Origin of the sequence: Streptomyces sp. NPDC001604 (assembly GCF_042893475.1) — a bacterium.
Taxonomy (GTDB): Bacteria; Actinomycetota; Actinomycetes; order Streptomycetales; family Streptomycetaceae; genus Streptomyces.
The window spans coordinates 639,406-654,237 of the sequence record NZ_JBIAUY010000002.1 but is presented as its reverse complement, the minus strand read 5'-3'; the positions used below and the strand labels follow the sequence as shown (position 1 = coordinate 654,237).

Here is a 14,832-nt window from a genome sequence, read left to right as displayed (position 1 = left end):
GGCGGTGTTTCACGTGAAACACCGCCCCACCGCGCATCCCGGGGTGATGTTTCACGTGAAACATCACCCCGTTTCACGGCCTCAGCTCTGCTCAGCCCACCATTCCTTGAGCGCCGCCACCGCCGCATCGTGCTCCATCGGCCCGTTCTCCAGCCGTAGCTCCAGCAGGAACTTGTACGCCTGCCCGATGGCCGGCCCCGGGCCGATTCCCAGGATCTCCATGATCTGGTTACCGTCGAGGTCGGGACGGATCGCGTCCAGTTCCTCCTGCTCCTGGAGCTGGGCGATGCGCTCCTCCAGGCCGTCGTACGCGCGCGACAGCGCCGCCGCCTTGCGCTTGTTCCGCGTCGTGCAGTCCGAGCGGGTCAGCTTGTGGAGGCGGTCGAGGAGGGGGCCCGCGTCACGGACGTAGCGGCGGACCGCCGAGTCAGTCCACTCGCCGGTGCCGTACCCGTGGAAACGCAGGTGGAGTTCGACCAGCCGCGAGACGTCCTTCACCAGCTCGTTGGAGTACTTCAGCGCCGTCATGCGCTTCTTGGTCATCTTCGCGCCGACCACCTCGTGGTGGTGGAACGAGACCCGGCCGTCCTGCTCGAAGCGGCGGGTGCGCGGCTTGCCGATGTCGTGCAGCAGCGCGGCCAGGCGGAGAGTCAGGTCCGGGCCGTTCTCCTCCAGCGCGATCGCCTGCTCCAGGACGATCAGCGTGTGCTCGTAGACGTCCTTGTGCCGATGGTGCTCGTCACGTTCCAGCCGCAGGGCCGGCAGCTCGGGCAGCACATGGTCCGCGAGACCGGTCTCGACCAACAGCGTCAGACCCTTGCGCGGGTTCGCGGACAGGATCAGCTTGTTCAGCTCGTCCCGCACCCGCTCGGCCGAGACGATCTCGATACGGCCGGCCATCTCCTTCATGGCCGTCACGACCTCAGCAGCCACTTCGAAGTCGAGCTGCGCGGCGAAGCGTGCGGCCCGCATCATCCGCAGGGGATCGTCGGAGAAGGACGCCTCAGGAGTCCCCGGGGTACGCAGGACCCGTGCAGCGAGGTCGTCCCGTCCGCCGTGCGGGTCGATGAACTTCTTCTCCGGGAGCGCGAGGGCCATCGCGTTGACGGTGAAGTCGCGCCGGACGAGGTCATCCTCGATGGAGTCCCCGTACGACACCTCGGGCTTGCGCGAGGTGCGGTCGTAGGCCTCCGACCGGTAGGTCGTCACCTCGATCTGGAAGCCGTTCTTCTGAGCGCCGACCGTCCCGAAGGCGATGCCCACCTCCCACACGGCATCCGCCCACGGACGGACGATCTTGAGGACGTCCTCGGGACGGGCGTCGGTCGTGAAGTCGAGGTCATTGCCGAGCCGGCCCAGCAGCGCGTCCCGGACCGAGCCGCCGACCAGGGCGAGCGAGAACCCGGCCTCCTGGAAACGGCGGGCGAGATCGTCGGCGACAGGATCCACCCGCAGCGGTTCACTCGGCACGCGGTGCGGCTCCTGGCTCGGGGCACTGGGGTTGGCTTCGTTGACGTTCGGCACAACAGAAGAGGGTACGTGGCCCGTGCGACCGCAGGCGCCTCCATTAAGCGTCCACGGACACGGCAGTCGATACGTGCACAAGCAATGCTCTTGGGGCCTACACATCGCGCTTCTCTTTATACGCACAGATAAGGGACAGGTCGGCCCTGCTCCCCGATCTTGTGCGGCAGTCCGCGGCACTTCCCCTCAGCGCGCATCGTTACCATGCGTGGACGCACATTCCGACGACCACTGACGACGACGAGGGACGGACGAGCGCGTGGCCGAGGCGGCAGACTTTCAGGGGACGAATCCCTCACCTGCCCGCCGGTGGCTGCGGCGCACCGGAGCACTGCTCGCAGGAGCGCCTCTGCTGGCCGGTCTCCTCCAGCTGCCCTCCGCGGCTTCTGCGAACGCAGCTGATCAGTCCGCCGCGCAGGACGCCTCAGGTTCGGGCTCGGTGTCCGTCGCCATCGACTCGCTCAGCCCCGAGGTCCCCACGGACGGGGACACGCTGACCGTGTCCGGAACTGTGACCAACAACGGCAAGCAGACGGTCACCGGCGCCCATGTGGGACTGCGCGTGGGCCCTGAGCTGAACACGCGGTCCGCCGTCGCGGATGTCGCCCAGGACAGTGGCAGCCTCCAGGGCGCGAGGGGCTCGGAGATCGGCGGCAAGTACGTCGAGAAGTTCCGCCAGCTCACTCCGGGCGTCGCCGAGCCCTTCAGCATCACCGTGCCGGTCGACAAGCTGAACCTCGGTGATGACGGCGTCTACCAGTTCGCCGTCTCGCTGTCCGGCCAGACTGCCGCGCAGCCGTGGGACCAGGTCCTCGGAATTCAGCGGACCTTCCTGCCCTGGCAGCCCGACGAGGCCGGCACCAAGACGAAGACGACCTTTCTGTGGCCGCTGGTGTCCACCGTCCACATGACGGCGGAGACGGGATCGAACGAGCAGCAGACACCGGTCTTCCTCAATGACGATCTCGCCAAGGAGATCGCTCCGGGCGGCCGTCTGGACGAGATGCTGTCCCTGGGGGAGAGCCTCGACGTCACGTGGGTGATCGACCCGGATCTGCTGGCCTCGGTCGACGCGATGACCCGCAGCTATCGCATCCGGGCCGCCGGCAACACCACTACGGCCGGCACGCACCAGGCGGTCGCCAAGCAGTGGCTCGCCGAGCTGCAGAAGGCGGTGGCCGACAAGGAGGTCGTCGCGCTGCCCTTCGCCGACCCGGACCTCGCCTCCCTCGCCCACAACGGCACGAGCGTGACCGGTTCGCTGAGCCACCTCAAGGAAGCCACCGACGTCGTCGCCAACACGGTGGAGCCGATCCTCCACGTGAAACCGAGCACGGACTTCGCCTGGCCCGTGGACGGCGCCGTCGATCCCTCGATCGTGAAGGTCGCCACCTCCGCCGGCGCCGACCAGGTCATCGCCCGCAGCGACAGCCTCCAGGAGACCGGCGGCCTGTCCTACACCCCCTCCGCAGCACGCCCGATCGGCGGCGGCACCACGGCGGTGGTCGCGGACGCCCGTCTGTCGCAGGCGTTCGAGGGCGACCTCACGACGGCCTCCGACGGCACGCTCGCCGTGCAGCAGTTCTTGGCCCAGAGCCTGGCGCTCAACCTGCAGACGAACCAGCAGCGCAGCATCGTCGTCGCTCCGCAGCGCATGCCCACGACCCACCAGGCTCAGGCCATGGCCGACGCTCTGTCGGCCCTCGAGGGCGGCAACTGGTCCGAGATCCAGAAGCTCACATCGGCCGCCAAGGCCAAACCGGACCCGGGCGCCACGACAAAGGTGCCCTCGACGTCCGCGTATCCGTCCTCGCTGCGCAAGCAGGAGCTGCCGCGTTCGGCCTTCGAGGAGATCGCGACCACACAGGACGAACTCGACAACTTCAAGGTGATCCTCAGCGACGAGTCCCGCGTGGTGACCCCCTTCGGGCGCGCCATGAACCGCGGGATGTCCACGTCATGGCGGGGCAACGCGGCCGCCGCTGCCGGCTTCCGCGATGACGTCGACCACCACCTCACCGATCTGACCGGCCAGGTGAAGCTGATCGACAAGTCCGACACCAAGCTCTCCGGACGCAGCGCCACCATCCCCGTGACCGTCCAGAACAACCTGGTACAGGGTGTCCAGCACCTGACGCTGCGCCTCACCTCGACGAGCCCCACCCGCCTTCAGATCGGCGGTCACGCCTACCAGGAGCAACCCGTCACGGTCTCCGGCGGGCACAGCCAGACGGTGAAATTCACCACCACGGCCAAGGCCAACGGCCAGGCCACGGTCGTCGCCCAGCTCTACACGGAGGACGGCCAGGAATACGGCCACGCCGTCACCTTCGACGTCAAGGTCACCGAGTTCACGGCCACCGTGATGCTGGTCATCGGCGGCGGCTTCCTCCTGCTCGTCCTCGCCGGCTTCCGGATGTACACGCAGCGCAAGCGTGCAGCCGCCCGTGAGGCCGAGGAGGGCGGTCCCGACGACGCCGGCGAGCCCGCCGAGGACGCGAAGAACCCAGAAGGCACCGAAGACCGTCTCAAGGAGGAGTCCGGCACCGACGCCCGGGCAGACGACCCTGAGCAGCCGAGTGACCCGACACCGGACACCGCACCGGAAAGCACCGACCCGTCCGGCACGGGTGAGAGAGTGGACCGTTGAGGATGTCGTGGCCGGTGGGCCCGGGACGATGAGGTGGGGTAACCATGAACGCGCCGTACGACGGTGACCGCGGCCAGGCCGCGGGCAGCTCGGGCCCCCCCGAGGGCCCGCTGCCCGAGCACGGCCAGGTACCGCCGCAGCCCCCCGCGGACATGTACCTCCAGGACGCCTACGACCAGGACCCCTACCGGGCGCAGGACCTCTCCGCGCAGGACCCGGTCGCCGAGGCTCTCTACGACCGTGCCGCCCACCCCCCGCCGCCCCCGGGGACCTACCAGCCGCAGCAACCGCTGTACTCCCAGCCGCCTCAGTCCCCGTACGCCCCCGACTCCCGGGTCTGGGCCCAGACACCGGCGCCGGAGCCGGACGGCCCGAGCCAGTACCTGCCGTACGGCGACGACCCCCGCACCACCCAGTACGTGGGCGTCGACGACCTGGTCACCGGGGCGGGCGAGGAGCGCCACGAGCCGGACGCCTTCGCGCATCTCTTCCGGGACCAGCAGCAGAACGGCGGATACCCTCCGTCGGACCCCCCGTCCGTGCCCGGCCCGACGGTCGCGCCGGGCGCGTCCTCGGCGACCCCGCAGAACCAGGCTGCGGCGGCGCCCACGCCCGCGACCGACCAGACCATGAACCTCGGCACCACCCCGCCCGCAGCTCCGGTGCCCCCAGCAGCTCCGGTGGCCCCGGCGAAGAAGGGCGGGGGCCTGCTCAAGTCGAGCGCCGTGATGGCCGCGGGCACGATGGTCTCCCGCCTCACCGGCTTCATCCGCTCCGCACTGATCGTCTCGGCGCTGGGCGTCGGCCTGCTCGGCGACACCTTCCAGGTCGCCTACCAGCTGCCCACGATGATCTACATCCTGACCGTCGGCGGCGGCCTCAACTCGGTGTTCGTGCCACAGCTCGTGCGGGCCATGAAGGAGGACGAGGACGGCGGCGAGGCCTACGCCAACCGTCTGCTGACGCTGGTCATGGTGGCGCTGGGCGCCCTCACGGTCCTCGCGGTCTTCGGCGCGCCACTCCTGATCCGCCTGCTGTCGGACTCGGTGGCCAGCGACCCGGCGGCCAACGAGGTGGGCGTCACCTTCGTCCGCTACTTCCTGCCCTCGATCTTCTTCATGGGCGTCCATGTGGTGATGGGTCAGATTCTCAACGCCCGTGGGAAGTTCGGCGCCATGATGTGGACGCCGGTCCTGAACAACATCGTCATCATCGTGACGCTCGGCATGTTCATGTGGGTGTACGGCACAGCGGCCGACTCCGGCATGAAGGTCACCAACATCCCGCCGGAGGGCCAGCGGCTCCTCGGCATCGGTGTGCTGCTCGGCCTGGTCGTCCAGGCGCTGGCGATGATCCCGTACCTGCGCGAGACCGGGTTCCGGCTGCGGCTGCGGTTCGACTGGAGGGGCCACGGCCTCGGCAAGGCCGTGACGCTCGCCAAGTGGACCGTCCTGTTCGTCCTCGCCAACCAGGCCGGCGCGATCGTCGTCTCGCAGCTGTCCACCTCGGCCGGCAAGGCTTCACCCGTCGACGGCACCGGCTTCGCCGCCTATGCCAATGCCCAGCTGATCTGGGGCCTGCCGCAGGCCATCATCACCGTCTCCCTGATGGCCGCCCTGCTGCCGCGCATCTCGCGCTCGGCGGCGGAGGACGACAGCGGCGCCGTCCGCGACGACATCTCCCAGGGCCTGCGCACCACGGCCGTCGCCATCGTGCCGATCGCCTTCGGTTTCCTCGCCCTCGGCATCCCGATGTGCACGCTGATCTTCGGCTCCTCCGGCATCAGCGAGGCCACCAACATGGGCTTCATGCTGATGGCGTTCGCCCTCGGCCTGATCCCGTACTCCGTGCAGTACGTCGTCCTGCGCGCCTTCTACGCCTACGAGGACACCCGGACGCCCTTCTACAACACGGTCATCGTGGCCGCGGTCAACGCAGGAGCCTCGGCGCTGTGTTACGTCGCCCTGCCGCCCCGCTGGGCCGTGGCCGGCATGGCCGCCTCGTACGGCCTCGCCTACGCGATCGGCGTCGGCGTCGCCTGGAACCGGCTGCGCAAGCGGCTCGGCGGTGACCTGGACGGCGCCCGCGTCCTGCGGACGTACGCCAGGCTCTGCATCGCCTCGGTGCCCGCAGCGGCCCTCAGCGGCGCCGCCTGCTACGAGATCGGCCACACGCTCGGCCAGGGCGTCGTCGGATCCCTCGCGGCGCTGCTGGCCGGTGGCGCGGTGCTGCTCGGGATCTTCTTCCTGGCCGCCCGAAAGATGCGCATCGAGGAGCTGAACTCACTGGTCGGCATGGTCCGCGGGCGTCTGGGGCGCTGACACAGGGGTACGCGCACAACCATCGTCCGCCACCGTGTGTCGTGCATAGCGGCGGACTGTGGGCACAATTGGTTTCGGCGTCGGACAGCGCGCACGGGTGTTGGCCGGCGCGCATTGAATGGGGAGGCAGGAACGACGGTGGCGGAACGGAGCACGGCTGCCGTCGACGTGGCAGACAACAGCGGCGACCAACCGCTGACCGCGGAGGCGGACCAGTCCACGGCCGACGGGGTGGCCCAGAACCGGGAGCGGGACACGGAGATCGACGAGGCACAGGGGAGTGGCGGGACGGAAGGTCCCGGGAAGGCCTCACCACCCGAGCTGCACAGCGGCCACAAACTCGCCAGACGGTACCGGCTCGAGGAGTGCGTCACCCGTCTGGACGGATTCAGCAGTTGGCGTGCCGTGGACGAGAAGCTTCGCCGCGCCGTCGGAGTCCACATCCTGCCTGCGGACCATTCACGGGCACGTTCGGTGCTGGCCGCGGCCCGCTCCTCGGCACTGCTCGGTGATCCCCGCTTCGTCCAGGTGCTGGACGCGGTCGAGGAGAACGACCTCGTCTACGTCGTCCACGAGTGGCTGCCCGACGCCGCCGAGCTGACCACGCTGCTCGCCTCCGGTCCGCTGGAGCCGCACGACGCCTACCAGATGGTCAGTCAGATCGCCTCCGCAATGGCTGCAGCCCACCGCGAGGGCCTGGCCCATCTGCGGCTGAACCCCAACGCCGTGCTGCGTACCTCCAGCGGCCAGTGGCGCATCCGTGGCCTCGCCGTGAACGCCGCGCTGCGCGGCATCAGTTCGGACACCCCGCAGCGCACCGACACGGAGTCCGTCGGCGCGCTCCTGTACGCGGGGCTCACCCAGCGCTGGCCGTACGAGAACGACGCGTACGGTCTGGCGGGGCTGCCCAAGGACGTCGGTCTGATCGCACCCGACCAGGTGCGGGCCGGTGTCCACCGCGGTCTGTCCGAGCTGGCCATGCGCGCACTCGCCAACGACGGGGCGACCGCCTCCCGCCACGAATCCCCGTGCACCACGCCGGAGGAACTGGTGAAGGCGATCGGCGAGATGCCCCGCATCCGCCCGCCGGAGCCCGCGTTCACCGCGCCGCCGGAGTACCAGCGCACCACGTACCAGCAGGGCACGTACGGCCGCCCCGCACCGCACCCCGGCGCCGCCCAGCCGGTGCCGGTTCCCCCGGCCCCGCTCCAGAGCCGTACCGGCAAGGCCCTGAAATGGGCCGTCTCGGCCCTCCTCATCGCGGCCCTGGGCCTCGGCAGCTGGCAGCTCGCGGACGCGCTCATGGACGGCAACAAGTCCGACGACACGAACAAGACGCAGACGACGGACGGGGGCGGCAAGAACAGCGGCAACACCAAGCCGACCAAGCCGATCACGATCGAAAACGCGCAGGAGTATTCCCTGGAGGGCTCCCTCCAGGCACCTGCGGACGTCAAGAAGACCTACGACGGCAGTAGTTCGACCTACTGGCGCACCAAGCGCTACAACGCCGGGCCCAAGCTCGCGCCCTACAAGCCCGGCGTGGGCATCATCTACGAGCTGAGTTCGGCCCAGACGATCTCGGAAGCGACGATAGGGCTCCGGTACAGCGGCAACCACACGACGATCCACTTGTACGCCACCGACTCACTATCCCCGTCGACATCGGTCGATGGGATGGATGAGATCGGAACCGCCACCACCAGTGGCACCTCTCTCACGGTGAAGGCCTCGAAGAAGCTGAAGACCCAGTACGTCTTGCTGTGGATCACGGACGTGCCGAACGCCCCACAGGATGACTACAGCAGCGCCGGCTACAAGCAGGCCATCACCGACGTGAAGTTCACCGGCTGAAAGCGCACCGCATCCCAGGGGAGGGGGTCCGATGGCAGATGACACCGCATACGGCGACGCAAGCGATCAGGACCTCCTGGCCCGCCATGTAGAGGGCGACCCGGACGCCTTCGGCGAGCTTGTGCGGCGTCATCGTGACCGGCTGTGGGCGGTGGCCCTGCGGACGCTGGGGGACCGCGAGGAGGCCGCTGACGCCGTTCAGGACGCCCTGGTGTCCGCCTACCGGGCCGCCCACACCTTCCGGGGCCAGTCGGCCGTCACGACATGGCTGCACCGGATCACGGTGAACGCCTGCCTCGACCGCGCCCGCAAGGCCGCCTCGCGCAAGACCTCCCCGGTCGACGACACCGAGCGGCTGGAGCAACTGCTGGAGCCCCATGAGGAGGCATCGGCTCCCGCAGAGCGCAACGATCTGCACCGGCAGCTGCTGGAGGCTCTCGGCACCTTGCCGCCCGACCAGCGCGCCGCCCTCGTCCTGGTGGACATGCAGGGATACCCGGTCGCCGAAGCCGCCCGTGTGCTCGACGTCCCCACCGGCACCGTGAAGAGCCGCTGCGCCCGTGGCAGAGCAAGACTCCTGCCGCTCCTCACCCACCTCCGTCCGGAAAACGCCGGTGGCCCCAAGGAACAGGGCGAGGGACGGAACCGGACCGAGGGGACATCCGTCCCACCGGCAGCGGGACCGCCGACGGCCGGTCCACGCGACAGAGGGCCGGATACCGGGCCAAGCGATTCAGCTGCTGTGAAGGGCGGAGGTGGGCGAGCGTGACATCCACGACGGACATGGCCGGACACCCGGACGTCGCCGAAATCTCCGACCTCACCGAGGGGCTGCTTCCGCCGTCCCGGACTGCCGACGTACGACGGCACCTGGACGAGTGCGAGCTCTGCGCGGACGTCTACGCCTCGCTGGAGGAGATCCGAGAACTGCTCGGTTCGGTGCCGGGTGCGACCCGCATGCCCGCCGATGTCGCAGGCCGGATCGATGCCGCTCTCGCGGCCGAGGCACTGCTGAACGCGACGGCACCCGATGTCACGGACACCCCGGCAACACTCGTCGGTGCGTCCCGTGTCGCGGACGACGCCGGTGACAGCGCGCGTGTTTCACGTGAAACATCGGCCACGGTGGACCGTCCCGCGGGTCATTCCCGTGCCTCCACCACCGGGCCGGGTCGCAAGCAGCGCAAGCGGGGAGGCCGCCGCAGGATCGCCATCCTGGGCACCGTCTTCACCGTCGCCGCACTGGGCTTCGGTTCCGTCCTGCTGACATCGCTGAACGACGGGAAGCCGCCCGCTTCCGAAGCCCGGGGCGGCAAGTCCGCCGCCCCGGACACCTTCTCGGAGGCCACGCTGCAGGGCCAGGTCACCGGTCTCCTCAAGAGCCAGGGTTCGGGCAGCGGCTCCCATGCCCCGCACAGTCTTGGCGTGGAGGGCGGGAGCAACCAGCCCAAGATCTTCAAGGAGCCCACGGTCCCGGACTGTGTCCGCAATGGCATCGGGCGCACCGACGCGGCGCTCGCGGCGAAGGAGGGGAGGTACAAGGGCATGAACGTCCTGCTCGTGGTCATGTCCGACACCTCCGCCAGTAACAAGGTGACCGCATACCTCGTGGATGCGAGCTGTGTGAGCCATGCGTCCGCCGACAAGGCAAAGGTTCTCCTGACGCACTCCTACACCCGTCCCTGAACGCACAGGCTTCGTCTCCGTCATGCGTGGTATCCCGTACCGTGTCGCGCCTCCGTGTGCCCGGACACAGTGGGAATGCACGCCCCTTAGGATCCGTTGGGTGGGGTGAGAGTTCTGAGAGGGGCTCCCCCGGTCCGACGACGCAGTCCAGAGACGAGGAAACAAGCCGTGAGCGACGTCCGTAACGTGATCATCATCGGCTCCGGGCCCGCCGGCTACACGGCGGCGCTCTACACCGCGCGCGCGTCACTGAAGCCGCTCGTGTTCGAAGGCGCCGTCACCGCCGGTGGCGCGCTGATGAACACCACCGACGTGGAGAACTTCCCTGGCTTCCGGGACGGCATCATGGGCCCGGAGCTCATGGACAACATGCGCGCCCAGGCCGAGCGTTTCGGTGCCGAGCTCGTCCCGGACGACGTCGTCTCCGTCGACCTGACCGGTGAGATCAAGACCGTCACCGACACCGCCGGCACCGTTCACCGGGCAAAGGCCGTCATCGTCACCACCGGCTCCCAGCACCGCAAGCTGGGCCTGCCGAACGAGGACGCCCTCTCCGGCCGCGGTGTCTCCTGGTGTGCCACCTGTGACGGCTTCTTCTTCAAGGACCAGGACATCGCCGTGATCGGCGGCGGCGACACCGCGATGGAGGAGGCGACCTTCCTCTCCCGCTTCGCCAAGTCCGTGACGATCGTCCACCGCCGGGACACCCTGCGCGCCTCCAAGGCGATGCAGGAGCGCGCCTTCGCCGACCCGAAGGTCAAGTTCGTGTGGGACAGCGAAGTCGCCGAGATCCAGGGCGACCCCAAGCTCTCGGGCCTGAAGCTGCGCAACCTCAAGACCGGCGAGCTCTCGGACCTGGCGGTCACCGGCCTGTTCATCGCGATCGGCCACGACCCGCGCACCGAACTCTTCAAGGGCCAGCTCGACCTCGACGAGGAGGGCTACCTCAAGGTCGCCGCTCCTTCCACCCGCACCAACCTGACCGGTGTCTTCGCCGCCGGTGACGTGGTCGACCACACCTACCGTCAGGCGATCACCGCCGCCGGTACCGGCTGCTCCGCCGCGCTCGACGCCGAGCGCTTCCTCGCCGCCCTTGCGGACGAAGAGCAGGCCGAGCCCGAGAAGACCTCTGTCTGACCTCCATCCGCCCCACGCACCAACCAGTTAAGGAGCCCGCCGTGGCCGGCACCCTGAAGAATGTGACCGACGACTCCTTCGAGCAGGACGTCCTCAAGAGCGACAAGCCCGTACTGGTGGACTTCTGGGCCGCCTGGTGCGGCCCCTGCCGCCAGATCGCGCCGTCTCTCGAGGCGATTGCCGCCGAGTACGGCGACAAGATCGAGGTCGTCAAGCTCAACATCGATGAGAACCCGGGTACGGCCGCCAAGTACGGCGTCATGTCCATCCCGACGCTGAACGTCTACCAGGGTGGCGAGGTCGCCAAGACCATCGTCGGTGCGAAGCCGAAGGCCGCGATCGTCCGCGACCTCGAGGACTTCATCGCCGAGTAGTCGGCGAAGCCGTCGAGTCGGCGGTGCATGTTTCACGTGAAACACGAATGGGCCAACCCGGAAGGGTTGGCCCATTCGCTTGTCCGGACGCCCTTCACAGCGGTCTCAGCACCGGCTCCTTCTGCACGGCACCCAGCAGCCGGTCGAGCGCCATCTCCACGTCTTCCTTCCAGGACAGTGTCGTCCGCAGCTCCAGCCTCAGACGCGGGTAAGTCGGGTGAGGGCGGACCGTCTTGAAGCCCACGGCCAGAAGATGGTCGGCCGGCAGAACGCACGCGGGCTCCTTCCACCGTGCGTCCCCGAACGCCTCGATTGCCTTGAACCCCCGCCGCAGTAGATCCTTGGCGACCGTCTGGACCATGACCCGCCCGAGCCCCTGCCCCTGATAGCCCGGCATGATGAACGCGGTCATCAGCTGCACTGCGTCGGACGAAACGGGACTCGTGGGGAAGGCCGTGGAGCGCGGAACGTAGGCCGGAGGGGCGTACAGGACGAAGCCCACCGGTACATCGTCGACGTAGACGACCCGGCCGCAGGACCCCCAGTCCAGCAGGACCGCGGAAATCCACGCCTCCTTCTCCAGAGCGGACGTGCCCGCTTTTACCGCGGCCTCACCGCTGACTGGATCCAACTCCCAGAAGACACACGCGCGACAGCGGTTGGGAAGGTCCTGAAGGTTGTCCAGCGTGAGCGGTACGAGCCGACGCCCCATGAAGCCTGTTCCTCGCTTCCTTCGCCCGCAGCGTCGCGGGCGGCTGTCAGAGAGCTCCGTTCCCTCAGCAGGCTGCCGACGAAGCCGCCGACCGCGCCCAGTCCGAGACCTGCGCTCACCAGTCCGGTGCGGCTCATCGTTCGCATGGCCCCTGCCTCCCTCTCAGAGGTACTGCCAGGTGGATGCGCCATACCTGAACGCATCGTATCCACGAAGCGATTCCATCGATACTGCCTGAAAGCAAAGAGCGGGCCGTGTTCCGGTACACACCGGACACGGCCCACTCTTTCGGCCCAGCGAGCGAACCGCCCGTCGGCCAGAGGCTGTCTAGGCCTCGAGATCCTCGGAATCGTCCTCCAGGAGGCTCTTCTGCAGAACCGGCCCCTCGCCAGGAGCAAGGCTGCTGAGGATCCGCTCGAGGTCCTCCATGGAGGCGAACTCGACGGTGATCTTGCCCTTCTTCTGCCCCAGGTCGACCTTCACGCGTGTCTCGAAACGGTCCGAGAGACGGGTCGCGAGGTCGGTCAGCGCCGGAGAGACTCGCGCGCCGGCCCGAGGCCCCTTGGACCGCTGGGCCGTCTGCGGCCGCGACCCCATCAGGGTCACGATCTCCTCGACGGCTCGCACGGACAACCCCTCGGCCACGATCCGGTGAGCCAACCGGTCCTGCTCCTCCGAGTCCTCTACGGAGAGCAGCGCCCTCGCATGACCGGCGGACAGGACCCCGGCAGCCACCCGACGCTGGACCGCCGGCGAGAGCTTCAGCAGCCGCAGCGTGTTGGAGACCTGGGGTCGGGACCGACCGATCCGGTCCGCCAGCTGGTCGTGCGTGCAGTTGAAGTCCTTCAGAAGCTGATCGTAGGCGGCAGCCTCTTCCAGCGGGTTCAGCTGCGCCCGGTGCAGGTTCTCCAACAGGGCGTCCAGGAGAAGCTTCTCGTCCTCCGTGGCCCGCACGATCGCCGGGATCGCGTCCAGGCCGGCCTCACGGCAGGCCCGCCAGCGCCGCTCGCCCATGATGAGCTCGTAGCGGGCGGGGCCCAACTGCCGTACGACCACCGGCTGGAGGAGTCCCACCTCCTTGATGGAGGTGACGAGTTCCTGCAGCGCATCCTCGTCGAAGACCTCACGCGGCTGGCGCGGGTTCGGCGTGATCGCATCGAGAGGAAGCTCCGCGAAGTGGGCGCCCACAGGAGACGCGGGCGCCTCCGTGACGCCGTTCAGCGACGGCTCCTCGGTTTCATGTGAAACAGGCGGCAGCGTTGTCACCTTCGCCGCGGCCACTCCCCGGTCGGTGGTCAGCACCGGCACCGCCGACGGCGACGCAGAACCTGCGCCCCCCATCGCGGCCGGAGCCGGCGTCTTCTCCGTCGGGGCAGCAGGGATCAACGCGCCGAGACCACGGCCCAAACCCCTCCGTCGCTCGCTCACTGAATCCCCTCCACCATGCTTCGATCACTCTGGGCGCCGATATGGGCATGCGGCGCGTCGTAGGAGACACCCACACCCTTCAGCGCGATTTCTCGTGCCGCCTCAAGATAGGACAGGGCTCCGCTCGATCCTGGATCGTAGGTCAGCACCGTCTGCCCATAACTCGGCGCCTCGGAGATACGGACCGAGCGGGGAATGCTCGTCCGCAGCACCTCGTCACCGAAGTGGCTGCGCACCTCGTCCGCGACCTGGGACGCGAGCCGCGTCCGACCGTCGTACATGGTGAGCAGGATCGTCGATACATGCAGCGCGGGGTTGAGGTGCCCCCGCACCAGGTCGACGTTGCGCAGCAGCTGCCCCAGACCCTCCAGCGCGTAGTACTCGCACTGGATGGGGATGAGGACCTCTGCGCCGGCCACCAGCGCATTGACCGTCAACAGGCCGAGCGAAGGGGGACAGTCAATCAGGATGTAGTCCAGCGGCTGCTCGTAGGCCTGGATGGCTCGCTGCAGACGGCTCTCGCGTGCCACCAGGGACACCAGCTCGATCTCCGCACCGGCGAGATCGATCGTGGCGGGGGCACAGAAGAGACCCTCGACATCGGGGACCGGCTGGACGACCTCCGCAAGGGGCTTGCTCTCGACCAGGACGTCGTAGATGGACGGGACTTCGGCGTGATGGTCGATCCCCAGCGCAGTGGATGCGTTGCCCTGAGGGTCGAGGTCGATCACCAGGACGCGGCCGCCGTGCAGGGCCAGGGAGGCGGCAAGATTGACGGTGGTCGTCGTCTTGCCGACACCGCCCTTCTGGTTGGCGACCACCATGACGCGTGTCTGCTCGGGCCGTGGCAGGCCCTCGCCTGCGCGGCCCAGAGCCTCCACCGCCAGTTGGGCAGCACGACCGATCGGAGTGTCGTCCATCGGAGGCGGTGTTTCACGTGAAACATCCTCCCCCATCGACTCGGTACGGGGACCGGGGACCGGATCGGTCATCGGTCCCGCGATGTTGGCGTCGGACCGCAAGGATTCACTCTCCTCGACTTCAGGCTCGCAATGAACAGAGCCTCCCATGTCTTCGGGGTCGTGAACCAGTGAGGCCTGTTGTTCTGTGGAGAAATCCACCTCTGTGGACAACTCGGCCCCCCTC

Annotated in this window: 11 protein-coding genes; 7 read left to right on the top strand and 4 right to left on the bottom strand. The window is 68.5% G+C overall.

Translation table 11 applies throughout. The features are described from left to right. Positions 1-81 precede the first annotated feature (81 nt). Positions 82-1,524 (bottom strand): CCA tRNA nucleotidyltransferase, encoded by a 1,443-nt coding sequence (locus ACFY1E_RS08255; RefSeq protein ID WP_389072865.1) that lies wholly within the window; start codon positions 1,522-1,524, stop codon positions 82-84. A gap of 259 nt (positions 1,525-1,783) precedes the next feature. Here ACFY1E_RS08255 and ACFY1E_RS08250 point away from each other — a divergent pair, with 259 nt between their 5' ends. The 7 genes from ACFY1E_RS08250 to trxA all read left to right on the top strand — a co-directional run bounded on the left by ACFY1E_RS08250 (position 1,784) and on the right by trxA (position 11,546). Continuing rightward, entirely contained in the window at positions 1,784-4,174 is a 2,391-nt protein-coding gene (locus ACFY1E_RS08250; protein WP_389072863.1) for a DUF6049 family protein, read from the top strand. 44 nt (positions 4,175-4,218) lie between these two features. Next, positions 4,219-6,495: a murein biosynthesis integral membrane protein MurJ gene (gene murJ, locus ACFY1E_RS08245; RefSeq protein WP_389072860.1), complete on the top strand. Its 2,277-nt coding sequence runs from the start codon at positions 4,219-4,221 to the stop codon at positions 6,493-6,495. Between the two features lie 138 nt (positions 6,496-6,633). After that, the gene (locus ACFY1E_RS08240; protein ID WP_389072858.1) at positions 6,634-8,349 is read left to right on the top strand and encodes a protein kinase family protein; all 1,716 of its coding nucleotides are present in this window, start codon (positions 6,634-6,636) and stop codon (positions 8,347-8,349) included. 31 nt (positions 8,350-8,380) lie between these two features. Further along, complete coding sequence (gene sigM / locus ACFY1E_RS08235) at positions 8,381-9,118, top strand: RNA polymerase sigma factor SigM (protein ID WP_389072857.1); 738 nt, start codon at positions 8,381-8,383, stop codon at positions 9,116-9,118. Then, positions 9,115-10,035: an anti-sigma factor family protein gene (locus ACFY1E_RS08230; protein WP_389072854.1), complete on the top strand. Its 921-nt coding sequence runs from the start codon at positions 9,115-9,117 to the stop codon at positions 10,033-10,035. The genes sigM and ACFY1E_RS08230 overlap by 4 nt, the downstream gene beginning before the upstream one ends. Before the next feature lie 168 nt (positions 10,036-10,203). Continuing rightward, positions 10,204-11,172 carry a thioredoxin-disulfide reductase gene (gene trxB / locus ACFY1E_RS08225; protein ID WP_389072852.1) on the top strand — a complete coding sequence of 323 codons (969 nt, stop codon included), beginning with the start codon at positions 10,204-10,206 and terminating at the stop codon, positions 11,170-11,172. Positions 11,173-11,213: 41 nt separating this feature from the next. Next, on the top strand, positions 11,214-11,546 hold the full coding sequence (gene trxA, locus ACFY1E_RS08220; protein WP_003991504.1) for a thioredoxin: 333 nt from the start codon (positions 11,214-11,216) through the stop codon (positions 11,544-11,546). Positions 11,547-11,640: 94 nt separating this feature from the next. On the opposite strand, the gene ACFY1E_RS08215 is transcribed toward trxA, so the two are convergent. The 3 genes from ACFY1E_RS08215 to ACFY1E_RS08205 form a co-directional block, all read right to left on the bottom strand. Beyond that, complete coding sequence (locus ACFY1E_RS08215) at positions 11,641-12,258, bottom strand: GNAT family N-acetyltransferase (protein ID WP_344403187.1); 618 nt, start codon at positions 12,256-12,258, stop codon at positions 11,641-11,643. A 327-nt stretch (positions 12,259-12,585) separates the two neighbouring features. Next, on the bottom strand, positions 12,586-13,686 hold the full coding sequence (locus ACFY1E_RS08210) for a ParB/RepB/Spo0J family partition protein (protein WP_389072849.1): 1,101 nt from the start codon (positions 13,684-13,686) through the stop codon (positions 12,586-12,588). Next, positions 13,683-14,756 (bottom strand): ParA family protein, encoded by a 1,074-nt coding sequence (locus ACFY1E_RS08205; RefSeq protein ID WP_389073371.1) that lies wholly within the window; start codon positions 14,754-14,756, stop codon positions 13,683-13,685. The genes ACFY1E_RS08210 and ACFY1E_RS08205 overlap by 4 nt, the downstream gene beginning before the upstream one ends. Positions 14,757-14,832 lie beyond the last annotated feature (76 nt).

Excerpts from the sequence above, each read along its gene's own strand:
- ACFY1E_RS08205 (WP_389073371.1), bottom strand. The coding sequence starts at position 14,756 with ATGGGAGGCTCTGTTCATTGCGAGCCTGAAGTCGAGGAGAGTGAATCC.
- ACFY1E_RS08215 (WP_344403187.1), bottom strand. The coding sequence starts at position 12,258 with ATGGGGCGTCGGCTCGTACCGCTCACGCTGGACAACCTTCAGGACCTT.
- sigM (WP_389072857.1), top strand. The coding sequence starts at position 8,381 with ATGGCAGATGACACCGCATACGGCGACGCAAGCGATCAGGACCTCCTG.
- murJ (WP_389072860.1), top strand. The coding sequence starts at position 4,219 with ATGAACGCGCCGTACGACGGTGACCGCGGCCAGGCCGCGGGCAGCTCG.